This is a genomic window from Niastella sp. OAS944 (genome assembly GCA_024809215.1).
Taxonomy (GTDB): Bacteria; Bacteroidota; Bacteroidia; order Chitinophagales; family Chitinophagaceae; genus Niastella.
In genome coordinates this window covers 128,994-149,064 of record JANUBW010000011.1, presented here as the reverse complement: position 1 = coordinate 149,064, position 20,071 = coordinate 128,994, and the positions used below count along the sequence as shown (strand labels likewise).

Below are 20,071 nucleotides of genomic sequence, written 5' to 3'. Positions count from 1 at the left end.
TAAAACAATTCCGTTCGTATGAAAACCTTTACACTCGTTGCCTCGCGTTCACATTGGAGGCTTTTACTCAGGATCATCATTTGTACATTATGGCTTTTATGTATTGTATCGGCTGCGTTTTCGCGTAATAAACGATTGCCGGTACTGGGGCAACAGCCAGTTTCACAAACTGTATGCAGCGGCAGCAATCCTTCTTTTACCATTGGAAGTGTGTCGGGCACATCAGGTACTGTTACCTTTCGGTGGCAGGAGAGCACTAATAACGGGGGCACTTATATCGATGTTGCAGACGGCGCCACATACAGCGGAGCAACAACTGTAACATTAACCATTCCTAATGTGTCTACCGGGCTCAACGACAGGTTGTACCGGTGTGTAGTAACTGATGCTACCGGTACAATCATTTCAGGCGGGGCCAGGCTTACTGTAAACCAATCTCCTGCTGTTGAAAATTCTCCCAAGCGGTTATTTATTTGTGTAGGCGCCCAAAACAACCCACGTTCGGTAGGCCTGGTTGCCGGTTATACCTATCAATGGCAATTGAGTACCAATAACGGCGTATCATGGAATAATATAAGCGCAGCCGATGGTTATACAGGCTTTAATACCAATGCGATCTTATACCCTACGATAACGATGGGTATGAATAATTACTTAGTTCGCTATACAGCTACCCTTGGCACATGTTCCAATACAAGTGTAGCATTAGATACGTTGAATGTATCTCCGCTGCCAGTATGGAAGGCGCCTTATCCGGGGCCGATAGCTAACCAAATTTGCCCGGGGGATGATATTACTTTTACTGATACGGCAACCGGTGCTGCTGCAATTATTTATAAATGGCAAATGAAGCCCCTTGCTTCTTCTACGTTTACCGATGTTGTTGATAATGCTGTTTATAGCGGTAGTCAAACGCAAACATTACAGATCACAGATTTTAATGGAGCCCAGGGAAGTTCTTATCACGTACGCCTTACGGCTACTTACCCTTCTCCTTATGTTGGCTGTGCAGCAAACACAAATTCAAGTGTTTTGCAGGTACGAACATTGCCGGCTGTTACCAGCCCCCCAACTGATGTTACCATCTGTGCCAATACCGACACTGCATTTAGGGTGGCTGCCTCAGGAAGTACTGTATTGAACTATCAATGGCAAACTGACAACGGTTCTGGCAGCACCACCTGGACTAATGTAGGTACAAACTCTACCAAGCTGTCGCTTATCGGAGTAACAACAGCTATGAATGGCTGGAAGTACAGGGTAACCGTCAGCAATGCCTGCAGTCCGCCGGCATCATCTAATGCGGTAACGCTAACTGTTCGCAGATCGGGTACCTGGCTGGGGACAAAGGATATTAAATGGGAAGAACCATTGAACTGGTGCGGTGGTGTACCGGATAATACCATCGATGTGCTGGTGCCTAACTGGCCGCCTAATATGCCAAACATCAGTGATGGAACGGGTACCGCTTTCTTTAAAAGTATTGCAATTGAAAATGCAGCCCGGTTAACTATCAGCGGTGGTATTGTTGATAATATGACAGGTCCTTACAATTTGTTGGGAACTGTTGCTTATACAGCCCCACGTGATCAAACTGTTTTCCCTGCCAATCATGGCTCGCTCGAGATCAATGGCAGCGGTAATAAATATTTAAGCAGCGCCGTTGATGTAAGCCATAACCTGGTATTGGGTGGAACCGCCAAATTGGTGACCCGCACAAATATCATTACCATGAAAACCGGTAGTAACACCATTACCGCCGCTCCTTTTACCGACCCTGCCACCAGCTGGATAGTTACCGGCAATGGAAGTACAGGCGCCGCTAATACCGGTTTGGGCGGTTTACGTATTGAACAGGTTGATGCGGCCGATGGCGCTGTGTTGTTCCCAATAGGGCCAACTCCCACGGCTTATAACCCCATTCAACTCACCAATGCCGGCACCGTTGATCACTTTACCGTTGCAGTAAACGACCAAATGATCCCTGGTGGCATATATGCTTCAGGCGTTTCAAGAACATGGTTGGTGTCTGAGAATGTGAACGGCGGCAGCAATGTTATGCTGGCGTTGAAATGGCAGGGTAATGAAGAACAGGCATCTTTTGATAGAACACAAACCAGCATCATCAGATCGAACGGAACGCAGATCGTTGAAATGAGCGGCCGTGCGCCAGCCAGTGGTTTAAACCCCTATGCACGTGCTGATGGCTCTTTCAATATTCTCACCCAGTTTAGTGTATCGAGCAGCTCGGTGGTGTTGTCCATGGAATTAAAAGCATTTACTGCACAAAAGACTGCCAATGCAACGGTGGGCTTATCCTGGAATACAGCAGGAGCTACAGCACCGAAATATTTTGAAGTACAACGGTCTGTTGATGGTAGCCATTTTGTAAGTATAGGCAAGGTAAATGGCGAAGCTGGCAAGGCATTGTATAACTATACCGACAACCTGCCCGGCAGCGGTACTGTATATTACCGGTTGGTGGTAACCGGTTCGCAAAACGAAGTACTATACAGCAGTATACAGTCTGTTGTGTTGAACAGCAGCGAATTTGTACAACTGCGGCCTTCTACTACAACAGGAGCTACTACTAATGTTTATGTACATGCATCAAAGCAGTCGATAGCGAGCCTGTATGTAACAGACATTGCCGGCAGAATATATCACCGCCAGTCGTTGCAATTAAATAAAGGTGAACAACTGCTGCCCTTATGGATAGGCAACCTTGGTAAAGGCGTTTATTATGTGCATGTGAAAGTGGGGCAGGGGAATGCCAATGTGCTTACGCTTGTTAAGTGGTAGATGAGTTAAGTTACTTGCATCAAAAAAAAAGCCCCGTCAAAAACGGGGCATTTTTTTTATAAGCAAAATATTTATTGAATAAATAACTTGCCCGACTGCTCGTATCCTTCACTGGTAAGTTTGAAGATATACATACCTGGTTTGAACTGTTGGGCAGGTGTTACGGTAATAATACCACCGGCGGGTTTATATATGTTAGTATACATAAGCTTACCGGTAAGATCGGTAATAACAACCTGGTGCATTTTGTTTGCATACTCATTGCTCACCTTAATGCTAAAGTGATCATGCGCCGGGTTAGGCCAGGCCACAGCCAGGCTTTTTTCTTCATTCATATTTACCCAAACCACACTTGAGTAACTTATACGGCTGGTAGCATCGCCGCTTATTTGCAGTTGGTAATAGTTTTTACCGTTAACTGCATTGGCATCGGTGAATGAATAGTTGGTAGCCTTACTGGCATTACCTGTTCCGTTTACAATACCAATGGATTTGTAATTAACGCCGTCTGTGGAATGTAAAATGGTGAAGCTGATATTGGCTTCGTCGGTGGCCGTCCAATTCAATACAGCCTTTTTATTGATATTCTCAGCGGCAAAATGGATCAACCGTACAGGCAGTACAGCGCCTACACCACTGATAATTGAACCGGGGGTATTGGCTCCGCTGCCGGCGCTGGTGGCGTTAGATGCACTGCTGTTTTTTCCGCCGGTTCCGGGCGCGGCGCTATTGTTTATGGCTGCCGGCGGAATAGCTACTCCATATATGATGGCGCCTTCTCCACCGCCACCACCACCGCCATGCGTGTCATTATTTGTTACATTCCCACCGTTACCTCCATTTGCCTGAACATTCAGGGTGCAGGTGCCTGCTATATTGAAATTGCCAACATGTAAAAGAATAGTGCCGCCTGCACCTGCACCGCCTACGCCATCGGCGCCGGAGCCGGTAGCGTTACCCGAACTGTTGCCATTGGCCGATATTCTTACAGATCCTGAACAGCCGGTTGTAAGGGTACTGGCGTGAATGATAACAATACCGCCGCCATTGGCGCCTGCTGTTGATTCACCATCATTTCCCTGGCCACCACCGCCGCCGCCACCCATAAAAAAACGGGTTGCTGCCAGAATAGGGTTTTTAAGTTCAATGCCACCCAAACCACCTGCACTATTGGGGAGTGTACAAGCCCACCCAGGGCCGCCTGCACCACCAGCTGAAAAATTACTGCCGCCACCACCGCCGGCATTACCCTGGCTTCCGCCGCCGCCGCCCGTAAGAAGCTTACCGCGGCCATATGTGTAATTGGTAGTTGAATTCAAATAAATGCCTTCTCCTTTAGCACCATTAGTATTGGAGCCGGAGGCATAGGTGCCGGAGCCACAGGTACCATCCTGAGAATTGGCCGACCTTGCGCCGCCACGAAAACCCTGCCCATCGGCAGTTATGTTATGATTGATGGTAAATGTGCCTGGTACATTTAATGCAACTACGCCACCTACAGTGCCATTCCAGGCCACAGCACTAATATTGCCTGTTGTAGAAAAGGTGCTGGAGAGCAGCTGAAAACTTACCAGCTGTACATTGTTATTAGCGCCAGTGGTAAATTTATTTGGCAGAAGGTCTTTGAGCACAATAGTGCTGCCCGCAATGCTTTCAATGACAGCCACGTCAAAATTACCTGCGTTACCAATACCAGCAGCCGCAAGATTACCAAAGTTCACATTGTCGTTGGTATTAGTGCCAATAACATTAGCCTGCATTTGAATTACAATAACCGGTTCGTTTGGTTGAAATGTGTGGTACGTTTCATTTTTGTTCGATACTGTTAATGTTGTTTTGGTGGCGCCATTTGAAATATTGGTAACTCTTGCATAAGAGTTATAGATCTGCGCCTGCGTGGTAACTGATAACAGAAAGAAAAAAGAAAACGAAATGACTGATAAAATGGGAATACGAATTCTCCGCTGGGGAATACCGTATAAACGGTAATACTGTTTCATCGGTTCGGATTTTAAGTGGGTTGATTGGTTTGGGTCGAATTACAGGAACAAAATACGTTAATACTTTAGTAAGTCGTACTATCCTTTTTTTGAATATGATCACATATTTGTTAAAACTACACTTGTATAGTGTCGTGTTTGTCGTTTATGTAATCAATTCATATGTATTTGGGCATTAAAAGCATATTAAATGAGAAGGCCTTTATATATGTACAACATATATAAAGGCCTTCTTATCGAGTGAGCGGTTTTCTTATTTAATGATCATCAATTTTCCGGTAAACGATTTACCATCTGTATTAATGATAAAATAATAAGCGCCTGCTGGTAATTGATTCGCTGGTACGGGCACGCGGTTCACACGGTTGCCGGTTACAGCGCCTTTAAACAGTACTTTTTCACAAGTGCCCAGCGCATTGTAAATACTTACCGTAGCAGTAGTGCTATGCGGCGATGTAAATTCAATAACACCATTGGTGCTTACCGGGTTGGGGTATGCTTTAAACACAAACTTAGTAACAGCTTCGTTCGGCAATGTGGTGTTCTGTGCCCTGGCAGTGCCTGTAGCTTTTCTTGCACATTCAGAAAGATCGCCGGTTACTGTGGTAAACTCCGTAGTTGAACAGCCATTGCCCGGGTTACCTATGAGCACATAGTATTCGCCGGGAATATTGGTGGTAGTGCTTCTGTACACACTAATAAAATCAGGCCCTACCCACAGGATCTCAGGATTTACTATGTTCGTAACAACCTCCAAGGTAACTACAGGGTTTGAACAGCTCAAGGGGCTTGTGTTAATAATAGTTACAACCGGTGGTTGTGCATTATCTACTACGGTTGTAGTAAGACTGGCCGAACAGCCATTGATCGTATCCGTAACTGTAAGCGTATAATCACCGCCTTTGTCAACGTTTATTTGGGTTAAAGAAGAAGTATATCCATTTGGACCTGTCCAATTATAAGTAGCATTGGGCGTAATTGAGAAGCCTGTGAGTGGTATACTTGGAATTAAACAGGTAATGCTACCCGGGTTAGTGATAGACAGCCCGCTTGGCTTTGCTGTGTTCTCTTCTACCACTGTACTTGAAGAAGTGTAACAACCGTTAGCGGGGTCAGTGGCCGTAAGCGTATAGGTTCCTCCTCTTGTTACTGCCGTAGTGAGCGTATTAGCTGTAAATCCTTGTGGTCCGCTCCAGCTGTAATTTAACCCCGGCGTTGAAACAGTACCGGTGATAATAGCATTGGGAGAGTCGCAGGTTACACGTCCCACATGGCTTACCGTTATGGCTGGTGGTGGTGTAATGTTCTGAGTAACGATCACTTGTTTTGCTGCTGTACAACCATTAACCGGGTTCTTAACCGTTAATGTATAGGTGCCGGGGTTAACTACCGATGTGCTGGCTGTAGTGGCTATTACACCATTTGGGTTGCTCCAGCTATAGGTAACGCCCTGGGTTGTTGAACCGCCGCTTAAGATAGCTGGCGTAGCGGTGCAGGTAAGCTGTACCGGAGTTGCTGATGCCGTAATGTTTGGTTTCGCTGTATCTATGCTTACGGTAGCTGATGCGGTTGCCGTACAACTACCAGCTGCAACTGTTAAGGTGTAGGTGCCTGGTACTGTTACAGCCGGGTTTTGTGCAGTGGACGTATAACCATTCGGCCCGCTCCAGGCATAGGATACGCCTGATGTCGCAGAGCTTCCCTGAAGTGTAACCGAATTGTTAATACAATTGATGTTGCCGCCAGTTGCGCTGGCCGTTATATTGGAGGCTCCGGTTGCTACTACCTGCATATTGTCTACATAATAGAATTCATCATTGCCCGTCGCCCTTGCTCTTACCACTACCTGCATGGTGCTGTAGTTCCCATTGGGAATAGTAACAGACACGGGTGTAAGTGTGGTGCTGTGATTGTTAATGCCGGCCGTTTTTTCGGCAAACAGTATTTCATTGCCATTGTTCAGTTTATAATAGAACCGGATGTAATCCCCATAAGTAGGATCGGTATTCATTACCGCGTTGTTGATAATGGAACTTTTTACGCCTGCTGAAATGCTGATACTGGTTTTGCCGGTCATGTCGAGCGGGGCTGAGGTCCACACTACATCACCAGTAGTGGTGCAGTTGGTTATCCTGAGCTCGTTATTCTGCACCGCTATCACAGCCGCCGATACCGTTTTAGAGGTAGTCCAGGCTGTGGCGCCGGCATCGGATGTAGTACCATTGGCCAGCGTAAAGTCCTCAAGCCAGGTGCTCGTAATAGCATTGCTGGTTGTAACCGTTGCGCTTGCAGTACTGGTGCAACCGTTCACGGGGTTGGTTACAGTAAGATTATAAGTGCCTGCTGTAGTAACCGCCGGGTTTTGCGCAGCAGAGGTAAAGTTGTTGGGGCCCGTCCAGCTATAACTTACACCCGATGTTGATGACGACCCTGAAAGCGTAGCCGAAGAACCTGTGTTGCAGGTAAGCGGTCCGCTTGCCGATGCAGAAGCGCCGGGGGGCGTATTGTTCAACGATACCAGCGCTGTATCACTACCTGTACAACCGGTTGACGGGTCTGTAACGGTCAATGTATATATACCTGCAACAGTAGCCGATGGATTCTGTACAGTAGAAGTATAGTTGTTAGGGCCTGTCCAGCTATAACTTACAGGCGATGTAGCCGAGCTGCTGCCTGTAAGCCCCACACTGTTTTTAATACAGGTAAGTATGTCGGTAGCCGTAGCCACTGCATTCAGTGCAGACTGGGTGGTGGCTACAATCTGTAGGTTATCTACATAATAGAATTCGTCATTGGCTGTAGCTCTGCTTTTTATTATTACCTGCAGGGTGCTGTAGTTACCATTCGGGATAGTAACAGACACGGGGGTTGGTGTAGTGCTGTGGTTGTTTATGATGCCTCTTTTCTCTGCAAACAATACTTCAGCGCCGTTATTGAGTTTGTAATAGAACCTGAGGTAATCCATTAATTCACCGCTGTCATTCATCAGAACATTGTTGATGACAGAGCTTTTTGTTGCGGCAGAAACAATAATATTGTTTTTGCCGGCCACGTTGACCGCGCCTGAGGTCCACACAACTTCACCGGTAGTAGTACAGTTGGTAACCCTAAGCTCATTATTCAACACAGAGATCACTGCGGTTGACGGATTTTTAGAAGTGGTCCAGGCAGTAGTGCCGGCATCGGAGGTTGTACCGTTGGCCCACGTGAAGTCTTCAAGCCATATAGTGCCTGTACTGCTGCTGCTCATGGTAACTGTTGTATTTGCAATGCTGGTACAACCATTTACCGGGTTGGTAACCGTTAAATTATATACGCCTCCTACAGTAACTACGGGGTTCTGCTCTGAAGAAGAAAAGTTATTCGGGCCTGTCCAGCTATACATTACGCCCGAAGTGGGAGACGAGCCGGAAAGCGTAGCGGTAGAACTTCCGCTGCAGGAAATCGATCCGTTGGCACTGGCGCTGGCGCCCGGCGCGGTTTGGTTCAACACAACGATTGCCGTATCTGTACCGTTACATCCGGTAGCCGGGTTGTGAACCGTTAGAGTATAAATACCTGTTGCGGTTACAACGGGGTTTTGTGCTGTAGAGGTAAAGTTACCGGGCCCTGTCCAGCTATAACTTACACCACCTGATGTTGCATTGCCCAGCAGGGGTACTGAAGAATTGATACAGGTAATAGCGCCGCCGGTTGCTGTAACGCTCTCGCCGGTAATATCGCCTCCTGTGATCGTGATATTATCGAAATAATATCGCTCTGTAGGACCGGAGTTGTTTGTTTTAATGATCACCTGTAGGGTGCTGCCGTTGAGCGCTTCAGAAGTTATGGTAGTAGAAGCCGTACCGGTGGTGGAAGACCCTATTCCTGCGAGATCTTCATACACCAGGGTTTCGGCGCTGCCGTTTAGTTTATAATAAACGCGAATGTAATCGTTGTTTTCCCAGCTATTTGAACTGGTGACTTCACTGCGCAGGTCAACAGAGATGGTTACATTCGATTTACCGGAAATGCTTACTACTTGTGAGGTCCATACACCCTCGGCTTGTTCGTTAAATGAGGTTTTGAACTCATTGTTTTGCACCGAGTAGGTGCCGCTGCCACTGGTAGAGGATGTCCAGGCGGTGGCGCCTGCATCTGAAGTGGCGCCATTGCTCAGTCCGGTAAAATCTTCCAGCCAGAAGTTGGCGGGAGTAGAGGAGCCGGACGTTACTGACACTGATTGCTGGGCAGTACATCCATTGGCCGGGTTGGTTACGGTGGCGGTATACGTACCCGGTGCAGTTACCGTTGGATTTTTTGCGTTGCTGCTGAAGCTATTCGGCCCCGTCCAGCTATACGAAGCGTTGGGAATAGTTGAATTTACATTTAGTGTAACGCTTGGTAAACAGGCCAGGGTTCCACCGGTAGCCGTAATATCAGGCGGTGTTTTATTTTCAGGAACTGTAATAGTAGCAGAAGCTGCACAGCCTGAAGATAAAGTGGCGGTTACTATATATTGTCCGCCTGCATTCACAACCGGGTTTTGCTGGGCGCTGGTAAAGCCATTGGGACCGGCCCATGACCAGGCAGAAACGGTACTACTGGCCGTAGCCGACAATTGCGCCGTTGACACACAGGTTACTGTTCCGTTTACAGCTGGTGTAACGGTAACGGTTCCTGTACTGGAGGTGGTGCCGGTTGCTTTGATATTATCAAAGAAGTAACGTTCTGTAGGATCTGAATTACTTGTTTTAATAATGATCTGCAATGAGCTTCCGTTAAGCGAAGACGAATTGAACGTGGTAGAAGCTGTGGTATTCGTGGTGCCGCCAAGGCCGGCGAGGTCTTCAAATACCAGAGTTTCGGCGCCGCCATTCAGCTTGTAATATATCCTAATGTAGTCGCCGTTTTCGAAGGCGTCGCTGGAACTGGCTACTTCACTGCGCAGGTCAACCGAAAACGTAACATTTGTTTTAGAAGAAATATCAATTACCTGCGACGTCCAGGTACCAATGCCCTGGCTGCCGCTGAATGATACTTTATATTCATTGTTTTGAACAGAATATGTACCCGAACCGGTAACTGATGTTGTCCAGGCCGTGGCGCCGGCATCGGAGGTGGTTCCATTGCTTAAACCGGCAAAATCCTCGTGCCAGAAGGTGGTGGCAGCAGATGAGCCGGCTGTTACTGATACTGATTGCTGGGCGCTACAGCCGTTGGCCGGGTTGGTAACAGTTACCGTATAGGTGCCAGCTGCACATACTGTAGGGTTTTGTGAAGTGGATGTAAAGCCACCGGGTCCGCTCCAGCTATAATTGGCGCCACTGACGTTCGACGAGGCGCTAATACTTACACACGACCCGCAGGCCAGGGCGCCGCCGGTAGCAGTGATCACCGGCGCAGTTTTGTTTTCTGTAACCGTAACGCTTGCCGAGCCACTGCCAGTGCTATTGGTAGCTACTACAGTGTATGTACCTGCGGCGGTAATTACAGGGTTTTGCGCTGTGCTGGTATAGCCATTAGGGCCGCTCCAGCTCCAGGTAGTAGTACCGGTACCGGTAGCTGTGGCCGAAAGCCCAAGCGATGGGCTGGCGCACGTTAATAGGCCGCCATTGGCAGCCGCAGCCGTTACACTTATTGCAGAAACCGCGCAGGGGCCTTTTTCTTTGAACACACGGTATTCTTCAATATAGTATTTAGAAGTTTGGCTGCCGCCATTGTTATAGTTGTAGAGTTTTACAACCAGTTGCACATTGCTGCCTGTAAGTATACCCGACGTAAAATCTATGGTGCCAAAATTACCGGTGCGTTGGTCAAGCAGCGTTTCTGCACCACCGTTAATTTTGTAATAGATCTTTACATATTCGGAGCTGTTCATATCTCCTTCAGATGAAACTTTTACAGCTACCTGAAAATCGGAATAGCCAGTTGTTGAAAACACCTGTGAGTACCAGATGCCCTCACCACCCAGTTCCTGCGCATGCAACCGGTTCGATTTAACGGCAAAGTAACCGGTAGAGGCAACATTTGTTGCATTCAGGTACCAGCCTGTTGCCGATGCATCTGAGGTGGTGCCATTGGCTAAAGGAAACCTGCCCGTTATAATGGGGCACTCAGGCGTGGCGGATAAATAATTACTAAGAAAAAAGAAAATAAGAAATAGCGTAAATGGTTTAGGTATACGTTTTTGCATATATAGGGTATTTGTTCACTTTTTACAGTTATGAGCATGGCATAGCCGCTCCTTGCCGCGTGGGCAGGAGAAAGCAATTACCTGTAGGTTAAATTAATGGCGGGGATACAATGAGGGCTTTATGAACTTGTAGGAAAAGGTGATTGGTTTATTGCAGGCGGTCAAATTAAAAACAAAGTTTTGGGGAATACACATTTATTTTGACCTTATCCTTTTAACGGTGCCTGTCAACCGATGATAAGTTATGATTATATACAAAATGAAATAAATTGTTATAAATTCCAAATCTCAAATTCCAAGCTCCAAAAGGAAATCCCAAATTCCAAATCACAAGAACCAATTTCGTTTGCATCTTGGAATTTGGCGTTTATTGTTTGGAACTTGGGTTTTGGTGCTTTTTTGGAACTTGGAATTTGGAACTTGGAATTTTTTTTAGTTCACTTTTTGTATATACTCAGTGAGGAACTTCTTGGGAGGTTGTCCGGTGATCTTTTTGAATACCCGGTTAAAAGTAACAGCATTATTAAATCCGCTTTGATAGGCAACGGCAGCCAGGCTATCGAAATTTTCCGATACTATTTTCTTACACGCTTCATTGATACGCACTTCATTTAAAAAAGCCACGTAGGTCTTTAACGTATGTTTTTTAAAGTAGCGGCAAAAAGCCTGTGGGGTAAGGTGCGCTACATCAGCAATTTGTTTTAATGTAATATTCTCGGTGTAATGCGCCATGGTGTATTGGTAAATATCGTTCATGCGCAAGCCTTCCGATTCGGTAATGGAGCTTTCGGTATGGGTGTTTGAAAGTGATTTGTATTGTTTTATCCTGCTAAGGGTTTGCAGTAATTGTATAAAGAATGCCAGCCTTATACCGTTCCTTGCTTCCTTTACCAATATCATTTTTTTCATAATGTCGTGCTGTTGCTCGGGCGGAACCTGCAATCCCCTGCGGGTGGCTTCCATAAACTTCTTCACATTGTTCATTTCCGGTAGTTCCATGATCTTTCCAAATGGGCCGCGCAGATCAACAAATAAAGTAAGGGCATGAATGTCTTTATCGCTGTTCTTTTCAAAATAGGCCGGGTCGCTTTTAAACAAATGGGGTTGATTTGCGCCCAGTATATAAATATCGCCCGATTGAAAGCGCTGCATACAGGTGCCGGCAATAAGGGTGCCCTCGCCTTTGATGATCCAGGTAAGCTGGGTTTCGTTATGACGGTGCAGGTGATTATAAAAATGTGGTAACTTATCCTCCTGAACCATGATCGAATGTTCCTGGGAAACAGGTATGGTAAATTGAACGACTTTCATGTGCAGTTGGTTTGGTCTTTAACCAATATTACCAATTTTTTCCCATAACCCGGTGCAGAAGGTTAATATTGGTAAAGAAGTGATTAATTGCAGAAGGAGGCCAGCTTGTTAATATTGGTAACAAACTGATTAAAACAGGCTACGAGCAACTAACTGCTTCATAATACCTTTATTAAAAATTAATACGAATGAGTATATTATGGAAAGGTGTTTTTCCTGCCTACACTACCAAGTTTACAGCCAACGATACCCTCGATCTGCCATTGTTTGAAAAAGGATTGCAGTCGCAACTGGATGCCGGTGTAGATGGTATTGTGCTGGGAGGCAGCCTGGGGGAAGCCAGTACCCTTACAACCGAAGAAAAGGAAACGCTGGTAAAACTCGCCATCGAAATAGCAGGACCGGTACCGGTGGTATTAAACATTGCTGAAGGCGCCACTAAAGAAGCTATCAGGCAGGCGGCATTAGGTAAAAGCTGGGGCGCCAAAGGTTTGATGTTATTACCGCCCATGCGTTACAAAGCCGACAGCCGTGAAGCATTAACTTTCTTTAAAACAGTAGCGCAGTCAACCGATTTGCCAATTATGATCTATAATAACCCGGTTGATTATAAAATTGAAGTAACGCTCGAGATGTTTGAACAACTGCTGGAGTGTGAAAATATACAGGCCGTTAAAGAGTCAACCCGCGATGTATCGAACGTAACGCGCATGATCAACAATTTTGGCGACCGGTATAAGATATTATGCGGCGTTGATACCCTGGCCATGGAAGAATTGGTAATGGGCGCCGATGGCTGGGTAGGCGGACTGGTAACTGCTTTCCCGCGCGAAACGGTAGCCGTTTACCGCCTGGTAAAAGCAGGTATGCTCGATGAGGCCCGCGCCATTTATCGTTGGTTTATGCCATTGCTTGAATTGGATATTCATCCCAAACTGGTACAATATATTAAGCTGGCCGAAGCGCAGGTTGGCCTGGGATCAGAATACGTTCGCGCGCCCCGCTTAACGTTAGTAGGCGAGGAGCGTGAGCGGGTATTGAAAGTTATTAATGAAGGTATAGCTAACAGGCCGGTATTGCCTGAGTATATGAAAATGGCTCTATAAACTGTGAACAGTGAACTATGAGCTGTGAACTAGTAAACCAAAACCATTATGAGAAAGCTACTTATTCTTATCCTCTGCTTGCTATCTACAGCAACAGTCATTAGTCAAACAACTTTATACCAACAATCGAGCGAAGTAAACAACCTGATGGTGCAATACGAAGCCGACAGGGGCAGTCTTACCCGCTTTTATTTTGTTGAGAATTCGCCTTACCGCCGCGAGCGGCTGGTAACACTATACTCCGGTTACCTGAAACAATTGCAACAATTGAATTACGAAAGCCTGCCAACCGGCAGCCGGGTAGATTATATTCTTTTTAAAAGAAACCTCGATGAGCAATTGCGTTTGTTGGAGGTGGAGAAAAAAGAATGTGACCAGCTGAAAATCTGGTTTACTATTTCTCCCTGGATCTATACGTTGGAAAAAGGACGCACACGCGCCGGAGCTGTAGAAGGACAGAAATGGGCCTACAATATGAAAGCCCTTACAAAGGATATTGGCGACCTGATGAAGTCATTGGAGAAAGATTCCTCTATCCCCATCAACTTAATACGTAGGGCACAGGGTACGGTAAAAGGATTACAGGCTGCGCTTAAAAGCGTACACGATTTTTATAATGGGTATGATCCTGAATATACCTGGTGGCTGCCTAATACTTATAAAGGGCTCGATAGCGCGCTTACTGCCTATGCTCAACTATGGCAAAAGAGATCGAAAGCGGCGCCCGGCGGAAAAGATGATGGCAGCGGTATTATCGGTTATCCCATTGGGAAAGAAGAGATCGTTCGGCAGTTACAACTGGAGTTCATACCCTACACGCCTGAAGAGTTGATAGATATAGCCAATAAAGAATTTGCCTGGTGCGATGCCGAAATGCTAAAGGCTACAGAGCAAATGGGTTTTGGGAAAGACTGGAAAGCTGCCCTTGAAAAAGTAAAGAACACGTATGTGCCGCCGGGTAAACAACCAGAGGCCATCATGAAGTTGTATAACGAGTCGGTTGATTTTTTGAAAAAGAATAACCTGCTCACCATTCCGCCTGTGGCCGAAGAAACCTGGCGCATGATCATGATGACGCCGGAGCGGCAGTTGGTAAATCCCTTCTTTACGGGTGGTGAAGTGTTAAGTGTCTCTTACCCCACCAACACCATGGACGAGGGCGATAAAATGATGAGCATGCGGGGTAACAATCCGCATTTCTCACGGGCAACTGTACATCATGAACTTATTGCCGGCCACCACCTGCAAGGCTTTATGAGCAACCGGTACAAAATGTACCGCAATTTTGAAACGCCGTTCTGGATCGAGGGCTGGGCCCTGTATTGGGAAATGTTGTTGTGGGATAAGCAGTTTCCGCAATCGCCCGAAGATAGGGTAGGTATGTTGTTTTGGCGAATGCACCGGTGCGCCCGCATCATCTTTTCGTTGAATTATCACCTGGGTAAATGGACGCCGCAGCAATGCATCGATTTCCTGGTGAACCGGGTTGGCCACGAACGCGCCAATGCCGAAGGCGAAGTACGCCGTTCATTTGTAGGTGGCTACAGTCCGTTGTACCAGCTGGCATATATGATTGGCGGACTGCAATTCTATGCCATGAAAAAAGAATTGGTAGACAGTGGTAAAATGACCTTTGCCCAATACCACGATGCCGTGTTGCAGGAAAACGCCATGCCGGTATCAATGGTTCGGGCTATCCTTACCAATCAGAATATTCCGAAAGATTATAAAGCGGAGTGGAAGTTTTACAGGTGAATGGTGAATCGGCAATCGGCAATCGTGAATCGGCAATGGTTTCCAAATTTCCCGGCCTCGTTATTCGTAAAACGGCAAACGTGAAACGTGAAATAAATACAGCTGTAAGCTATAAGCAAATTCAGTTTCACGCCACGCCGTACACTGTAACGGTAATCCGAAACTTGCAACCTGAAACTCTTACTCGCGAGCCCTGAAGTTCAGGCTATGAACTAAAAACTTAGAACTAAGAACTCAATAACCTTTCCCAAAAATGAAAAAGCACCTCGTATTCACAATTTTTCTATGCCTGCTAAGGTTTGTATTAGAGGCCCAGAGCTATGTGCCCGAAAAGCAACAACCCAAAATGAAGGTAAAGCCGGTTGTTCCGATAAAGGCATATGGCTTTCACCTGCAGGATGTACAATTGCTCGATGGGCCATTTAAAACAGCTATGGAGGCAGATGTGCGTTACCTGCGTTTGGTAGAACCCGACAGGTTACTGGCCGATTTTAGGGAGCATGCCAACCTGAAAGCAAAAGGCGCCCGGTATGGTGGCTGGGAAAATAGCGGACTGGCGGGCCATAGTCTTGGCCATTATTTATCTGCCTGCGCTATGCATTATGCCGTAACCCACGATAAAACATTTCTCGATAAAGTAAATTATATAGTTACCGAACTGGCCGAAGTGCAGCCAAAACGAAACGGGTATGTAGGCGCCATTCCCAAAGAAGACAGCATGTGGGCCGAAGTGGAAAAAGGAAATATCCGTTCACGTGGGTTCGATCTTAACGGCGCCTGGTCGCCCTGGTATACGGTGCACAAGATCATGGCCGGGTTGCTCGATGCGTACCTGTACTGCGATAACAAACAGGCATTGGCGGTAGAAAAAGGCATGGCCGACTGGACGGCCCACATCATTCGCAACCTGCCCGATAGTTCGTTGCAACGCATGTTGTTTTGTGAATACGGTGGTATGAACGATGTGCTGGTGAACACCTTTGCACTCACCGGTGAAAAAAAGTACCTCGATCTTTCGTACAAATTCCACGATAAACGCATTCTTGATTCACTGGCACTGCAAAAAGATATTCTTCCCGGTAAACATTCCAACACCCAGATCCCAAAAGTTATTGGTTGTATTCGCCGGTACGAGCTTACTGCCAGCGAAAAAGACAAAACCATTGCCGATTTCTTTTGGAAAACAGTGGTAACCGATCATACCTATGCGCCTGGGGGTAATAGTAACTATGAATACCTGGGGCCGGCCGGCAAGCTCAATGAAACGCTTACCGATAATACCATGGAAACCTGCAATACCTACAATATGCTGAAGTTAACACGGCATATGTTTGCCTTGCAGCCATCGGCCCAACTGATGGATTATTACGAGCGTGCTTTGAACAATCACATCCTTTCTTCTCAAAATCATAACGACGGCATGATGTGTTATTTTGTGCCGTTGCGCATGGGTACTCAAAAAGAGTTTAGCGATTCGTTCAATACATTTACCTGCTGTGTAGGTTCAGGTATGGAAAACCATGTTAAGTATGGAGAAAGCATTTACTACCAGGGTGTGGATGGCAGCCTGTATGTAAACCTGTTCATAGCTTCAAAATTGAACTGGAAAGAAAAAGGCGTAGTGATAGAACAACAAACACAATTGCCGCAAAGCAACTGGGTACGGTTTGCTATTAAAGCAGCCAGGCCGGTATCGTTTCCCTTGCGTATACGCAATCCATATTGGGCAAAACAAAAGGTATGGATAGCGGTGAACGGAAAAGGGCAAACGAATATTCAACCCGATGCCAATGGATATTTCACCATAACCCGTACGTGGAAGACCGGAGACGCAGTTACTTTTAAACCCGATCTGCAATTGTATACCCAGTCAATGCCCGACAATCCCAACCGCGTGGCGGTATTTTATGGACCATTGGTGCTGGCAGGTGTGTTTGGTAATAAAGAACCCGATCCGGTTACGGGTATTCCGGTGCTGGTATCTTCAGAAACTGACCCTGCCAAATGGCTGAGTGCAGATAATAACAAACCCCTGGTTTTTCACTCCCTTAATGTAGGCCGGCCACAGGAGGTTACGTTGGTGCCATTTAACCAGGTGCAAAAGGAATTTTATAGTGTGTACTGGGACTTGTTTACACCGCAAAGCTGGGCCGAACAGCAAAAGGTATATGAAGCGGAGCGTAAAAGGAAACGTGAGATAGAAATAAAAACGGTTGATCTGTTACGCCTGGGTGAAATGCAGCCTGAGCGTGATCATGGTTTTACCGGCGACAAAGTAAACACAGGCGAAGAGCATACCCGCAAGTTCAGGGTGGCATATCCGGGTGGTTATTTTTCATTCAACATGAAAGTGGATGCTGAAAAAGTGAACAGTTTAATGTGTTCTTATTGGGGAATGGATAATCGCGGCCGCACTTTCGATATCCTGGTGAATGATGTAAAGATCGCCACAGAAGACCTTAACAAATACAAGTCAAGTAAATTCTATGAAATAGTATATTCCATTCCTGCCGAAATTACAAAGGGAAAAGATAAAGTGAAAGTTACCTTCAAACCTGCAACCAATAACATGGTAGGTCCGGTGTATGGTGAAGTGAGGATGATGAGAGAGTAAGTCGAAAAGGTAATAAAGTTGATATGGTTGATAAAGGAAAGGCCTCCCGGTATATCGGGAGGCCTTTTTATGTAACCTTGTCAACTCGTCAACTACATTTTGTTGAAGGAGTTGCCGAAGTTGAGGTAGCATCAAAGGTGGTGTGATTATTATTATCAGTAAAAGCGATATTGGTAGGCCAAAATGTAACTGGCTTACAATTAACATTTTAGCAAGCTGAGCCAAATGGAAACTTTCCCTGGTGATTAAATTCCGTGAAGGGTAGGTGGGAGAAAACCGATGAGTGAAGTGTGTAAAGAGCGGTAAGTGTAAATTTGTATTGATGTTCGTGGGGTAAAAGTCTGGATCCTATCGTTTGTGGCCCGCCAATTGAAAGGTGTAAAGCTATTGATGTAGGTATGGTCATAATTGGCGCAGATCAAATTCCGGGAACGTTGCCGGCAACAAAACGCAGTATTTTTTGTCTTGAGCAAACGATGTTGCCTGAAACAGAAATTGATCTTTTTGCCGGTAGTGGATGAGAATATGCAGGTTAGATAATTACGGCATGTAAAAAATTTAACTTTAGTTCTTATCTTCGGCGCCTGTTAAATTTTTAGGATTTCGGTTACTGGCAAACGGAATATTATCGTAATTCACACAATAAACCAATATATAGTACGGTTAATGGCCTGTTGGTTTTGATTTATAGTAAAAGCATCTTTTAAACTACTTATTTATTTATTGAATGGCATTCCTGGAGAAACAGTTGTACGTTAAAACATCCACCTTACCCAACGCTGGAAAAGGATTATTTACCAAAAAATTCATTCCTAAAGGAACCCGTATTGTAGAGTATAAAGGCAGAACAAGGACCTGGAAAGAAGTGCAGAAAGACGAAGACGAAAGCCCTTATATCTATTATGTTAAGCGGAATTTTGTTATCGATGCTTTGAACGATAAAAAGGCCCTGGCCCGCTATGCCAACGACGCACGGGGTTTGCAGCGTGTTAAAGATTTAAACAACAATGCTGAGTATGTAGAAGAAGGGGTGCGTGTATTTATTGAAGCAACTAAAGATATTCCAGCCGGTGGTGAGATCTTCGTAGGCTATGGTCCCGAATACTGGCAGGTGATACGCCATAACATCCGTATCGATGAAAAAGAGAAAAAGAAACTGCTTGCTAATGGTGCTAAAGTAAATGGTACAGCTACCAACGGCAAGAAGGTAAATGGTAAAACTACCAATGGCAAGAAGGTAAACGGAAAAGCCACCAAGGTGAATGGAACGAAAGTGAATGGTAAAAAAGTGAACGGAAAAGTGGCAAAGAAAAAGGTAAAAAGTAAAAAAGTATTAGCATAAACAGAGAGCCCCGATGATGAATCGGGGCTCTTTTTTTTTAGCAGGAGACTGTAATGATGTTTCGTCGTTTCCGGCTATTTCATAAGTTTCTCAATGAATAAATTGATCACTTCTACCAGTATCAGTATTATAATGATCCACTCCAGCACTATGCTATTCCTGTATTGAAGCAGATCTTTAAACAGGTCGAGGTTTTCCTTAACAATTTCCAACCCTTCCCGAATAGTTCTAAAACGGGCCTGTAAGTCGAATGTCTTTTTAAGGCCAAGATCGAGCCGGTTCAGTTCTTCATCTTCCCAGGTTTCTTCTGGTGAATCGAAGATATACAAATTGGCTTCGATGCGGTTTTTAAGATTAAGCGTACGTCCAATGAATTTTTTCAGATTGGTGCCCGAAAGATCGAGCCGCCCTTTGCGTTCCAGTATTTGGGTGTGCCGGGTTGTTTCTTCTAACAATAAATTGGTTTGCTGACTGAAATGATCTAATGCAACCGATTGCGAAACATTCAGCATAATAAGCCGAAGACTATCGGTGGTAGCGTTCTCGATCTCAATTTTATTATAACCAAGTTTATTGCGGCCTGCATTTACTTCAATGTCAAATTCATCGCTTATATGCTGTTCAAGCGGGTTCTTACAATAGGGGGTAATGGCCTGAATAAATGCCATCGTTTCCACCTCGTTATAACTTAACAGGCTTACAATGCCGTATTTAAAAATATAGGCAAACTTTTGTGGGTTCGACTTAACCCGGTAAAACAATTCGTCAGAATCCTCGTGCAACAACTCGGCCTTAAACACAGTCTTAAATTGTTTAATATCAATGCTGTCGGCTATTTGTATTGATAAAACTTTCAACATATGCATCCTTTTTATCCATTTATCCCATTCTATCCTTAAAGGTACGAAAGCTAAATGCTTAACGCAAAAGGCTTCAAAAACACTTAACACAGAATATGTAAGGAAG

Annotated in this window: 9 protein-coding genes; 5 read left to right on the top strand and 4 right to left on the bottom strand. The window is 45.5% G+C overall.

Annotation, left to right across the window (positions count from 1 at the left end; translation table 11 throughout):
• Positions 1-18 precede the first annotated feature (18 nt).
• A complete protein-coding gene (locus tag GGD38_RS32090; protein ID WP_375296458.1) occupies positions 19-2,802 on the top strand; it encodes a hypothetical protein in 2,784 nt (927 codons plus the stop codon).
• A gap of 71 nt (positions 2,803-2,873) precedes the next feature.
• On the opposite strand, the gene GGD38_RS32085 is transcribed toward GGD38_RS32090, so the two are convergent.
• From GGD38_RS32085 to GGD38_RS32075, 3 genes are all read right to left on the bottom strand, one after another.
• Positions 2,874-4,802: a T9SS type A sorting domain-containing protein gene (locus GGD38_RS32085; RefSeq protein ID WP_375296457.1), complete on the bottom strand. Its 1,929-nt coding sequence runs from the start codon at positions 4,800-4,802 to the stop codon at positions 2,874-2,876.
• A 253-nt stretch (positions 4,803-5,055) separates the two neighbouring features.
• The gene (locus GGD38_RS32080) at positions 5,056-10,977 is read right to left on the bottom strand and encodes a T9SS type A sorting domain-containing protein (RefSeq protein WP_375296456.1); all 5,922 of its coding nucleotides are present in this window, start codon (positions 10,975-10,977) and stop codon (positions 5,056-5,058) included.
• Between the two features lie 432 nt (positions 10,978-11,409).
• Positions 11,410-12,288, bottom strand: a complete 879-nt coding sequence (locus GGD38_RS32075) for an AraC family transcriptional regulator (protein ID WP_375296455.1) — start codon at positions 12,286-12,288, stop codon at positions 11,410-11,412.
• A 188-nt stretch (positions 12,289-12,476) separates the two neighbouring features.
• Between GGD38_RS32075 and GGD38_RS32070 the strand changes: the two genes are divergently transcribed.
• The 4 genes from GGD38_RS32070 (at position 12,477) to GGD38_RS32055 (ending at position 19,105) form a co-directional block, all read left to right on the top strand.
• The gene (locus tag GGD38_RS32070; protein WP_375296454.1) at positions 12,477-13,394 is read left to right on the top strand and encodes a dihydrodipicolinate synthase family protein; all 918 of its coding nucleotides are present in this window, start codon (positions 12,477-12,479) and stop codon (positions 13,392-13,394) included.
• Between the two features lie 48 nt (positions 13,395-13,442).
• On the top strand, positions 13,443-15,149 hold the full coding sequence (locus GGD38_RS32065; protein ID WP_375296453.1) for a DUF885 family protein: 1,707 nt from the start codon (positions 13,443-13,445) through the stop codon (positions 15,147-15,149).
• Positions 15,150-15,402: 253 nt separating this feature from the next.
• Positions 15,403-17,763, top strand: coding sequence for a beta-L-arabinofuranosidase domain-containing protein (locus GGD38_RS32060; protein ID WP_375296452.1), 2,361 nt, complete (start codon positions 15,403-15,405; stop codon positions 17,761-17,763).
• A 727-nt stretch (positions 17,764-18,490) separates the two neighbouring features.
• Positions 18,491-19,105, top strand: a complete 615-nt coding sequence (locus GGD38_RS32055; protein WP_375296451.1) for an SET domain-containing protein — start codon at positions 18,491-18,493, stop codon at positions 19,103-19,105.
• Between the two features lie 74 nt (positions 19,106-19,179).
• Here the strand turns inward: GGD38_RS32055 and GGD38_RS32050 are convergent, their stop codons facing one another.
• A complete protein-coding gene (locus tag GGD38_RS32050; protein ID WP_375296450.1) occupies positions 19,180-19,965 on the bottom strand; it encodes an RMD1 family protein in 786 nt (261 codons plus the stop codon).
• Between the last annotated feature and the right edge of the window lie 106 nt (positions 19,966-20,071).

Coding starts and splice junctions, on each gene's coding strand:
- GGD38_RS32070 (WP_375296454.1), top strand. CDS start 12,477: ATGAGTATATTATGGAAAGGTGTTTTTCCTGCCTACACTACCAAGTTT.
- GGD38_RS32085 (WP_375296457.1), bottom strand. CDS start 4,802: ATGAAACAGTATTACCGTTTATACGGTATTCCCCAGCGGAGAATTCGT.
- GGD38_RS32050 (WP_375296450.1), bottom strand. CDS start 19,965: ATGTTGAAAGTTTTATCAATACAAATAGCCGACAGCATTGATATTAAA.
- GGD38_RS32075 (WP_375296455.1), bottom strand. CDS start 12,288: ATGAAAGTCGTTCAATTTACCATACCTGTTTCCCAGGAACATTCGATC.
- GGD38_RS32055 (WP_375296451.1), top strand. CDS start 18,491: ATGGCATTCCTGGAGAAACAGTTGTACGTTAAAACATCCACCTTACCC.
- GGD38_RS32060 (WP_375296452.1), top strand. CDS start 15,403: ATGAAAAAGCACCTCGTATTCACAATTTTTCTATGCCTGCTAAGGTTT.
- GGD38_RS32065 (WP_375296453.1), top strand. CDS start 13,443: ATGAGAAAGCTACTTATTCTTATCCTCTGCTTGCTATCTACAGCAACA.
- GGD38_RS32080 (WP_375296456.1), bottom strand. CDS start 10,977: ATGCAAAAACGTATACCTAAACCATTTACGCTATTTCTTATTTTCTTT.
- GGD38_RS32090 (WP_375296458.1), top strand. CDS start 19: ATGAAAACCTTTACACTCGTTGCCTCGCGTTCACATTGGAGGCTTTTA.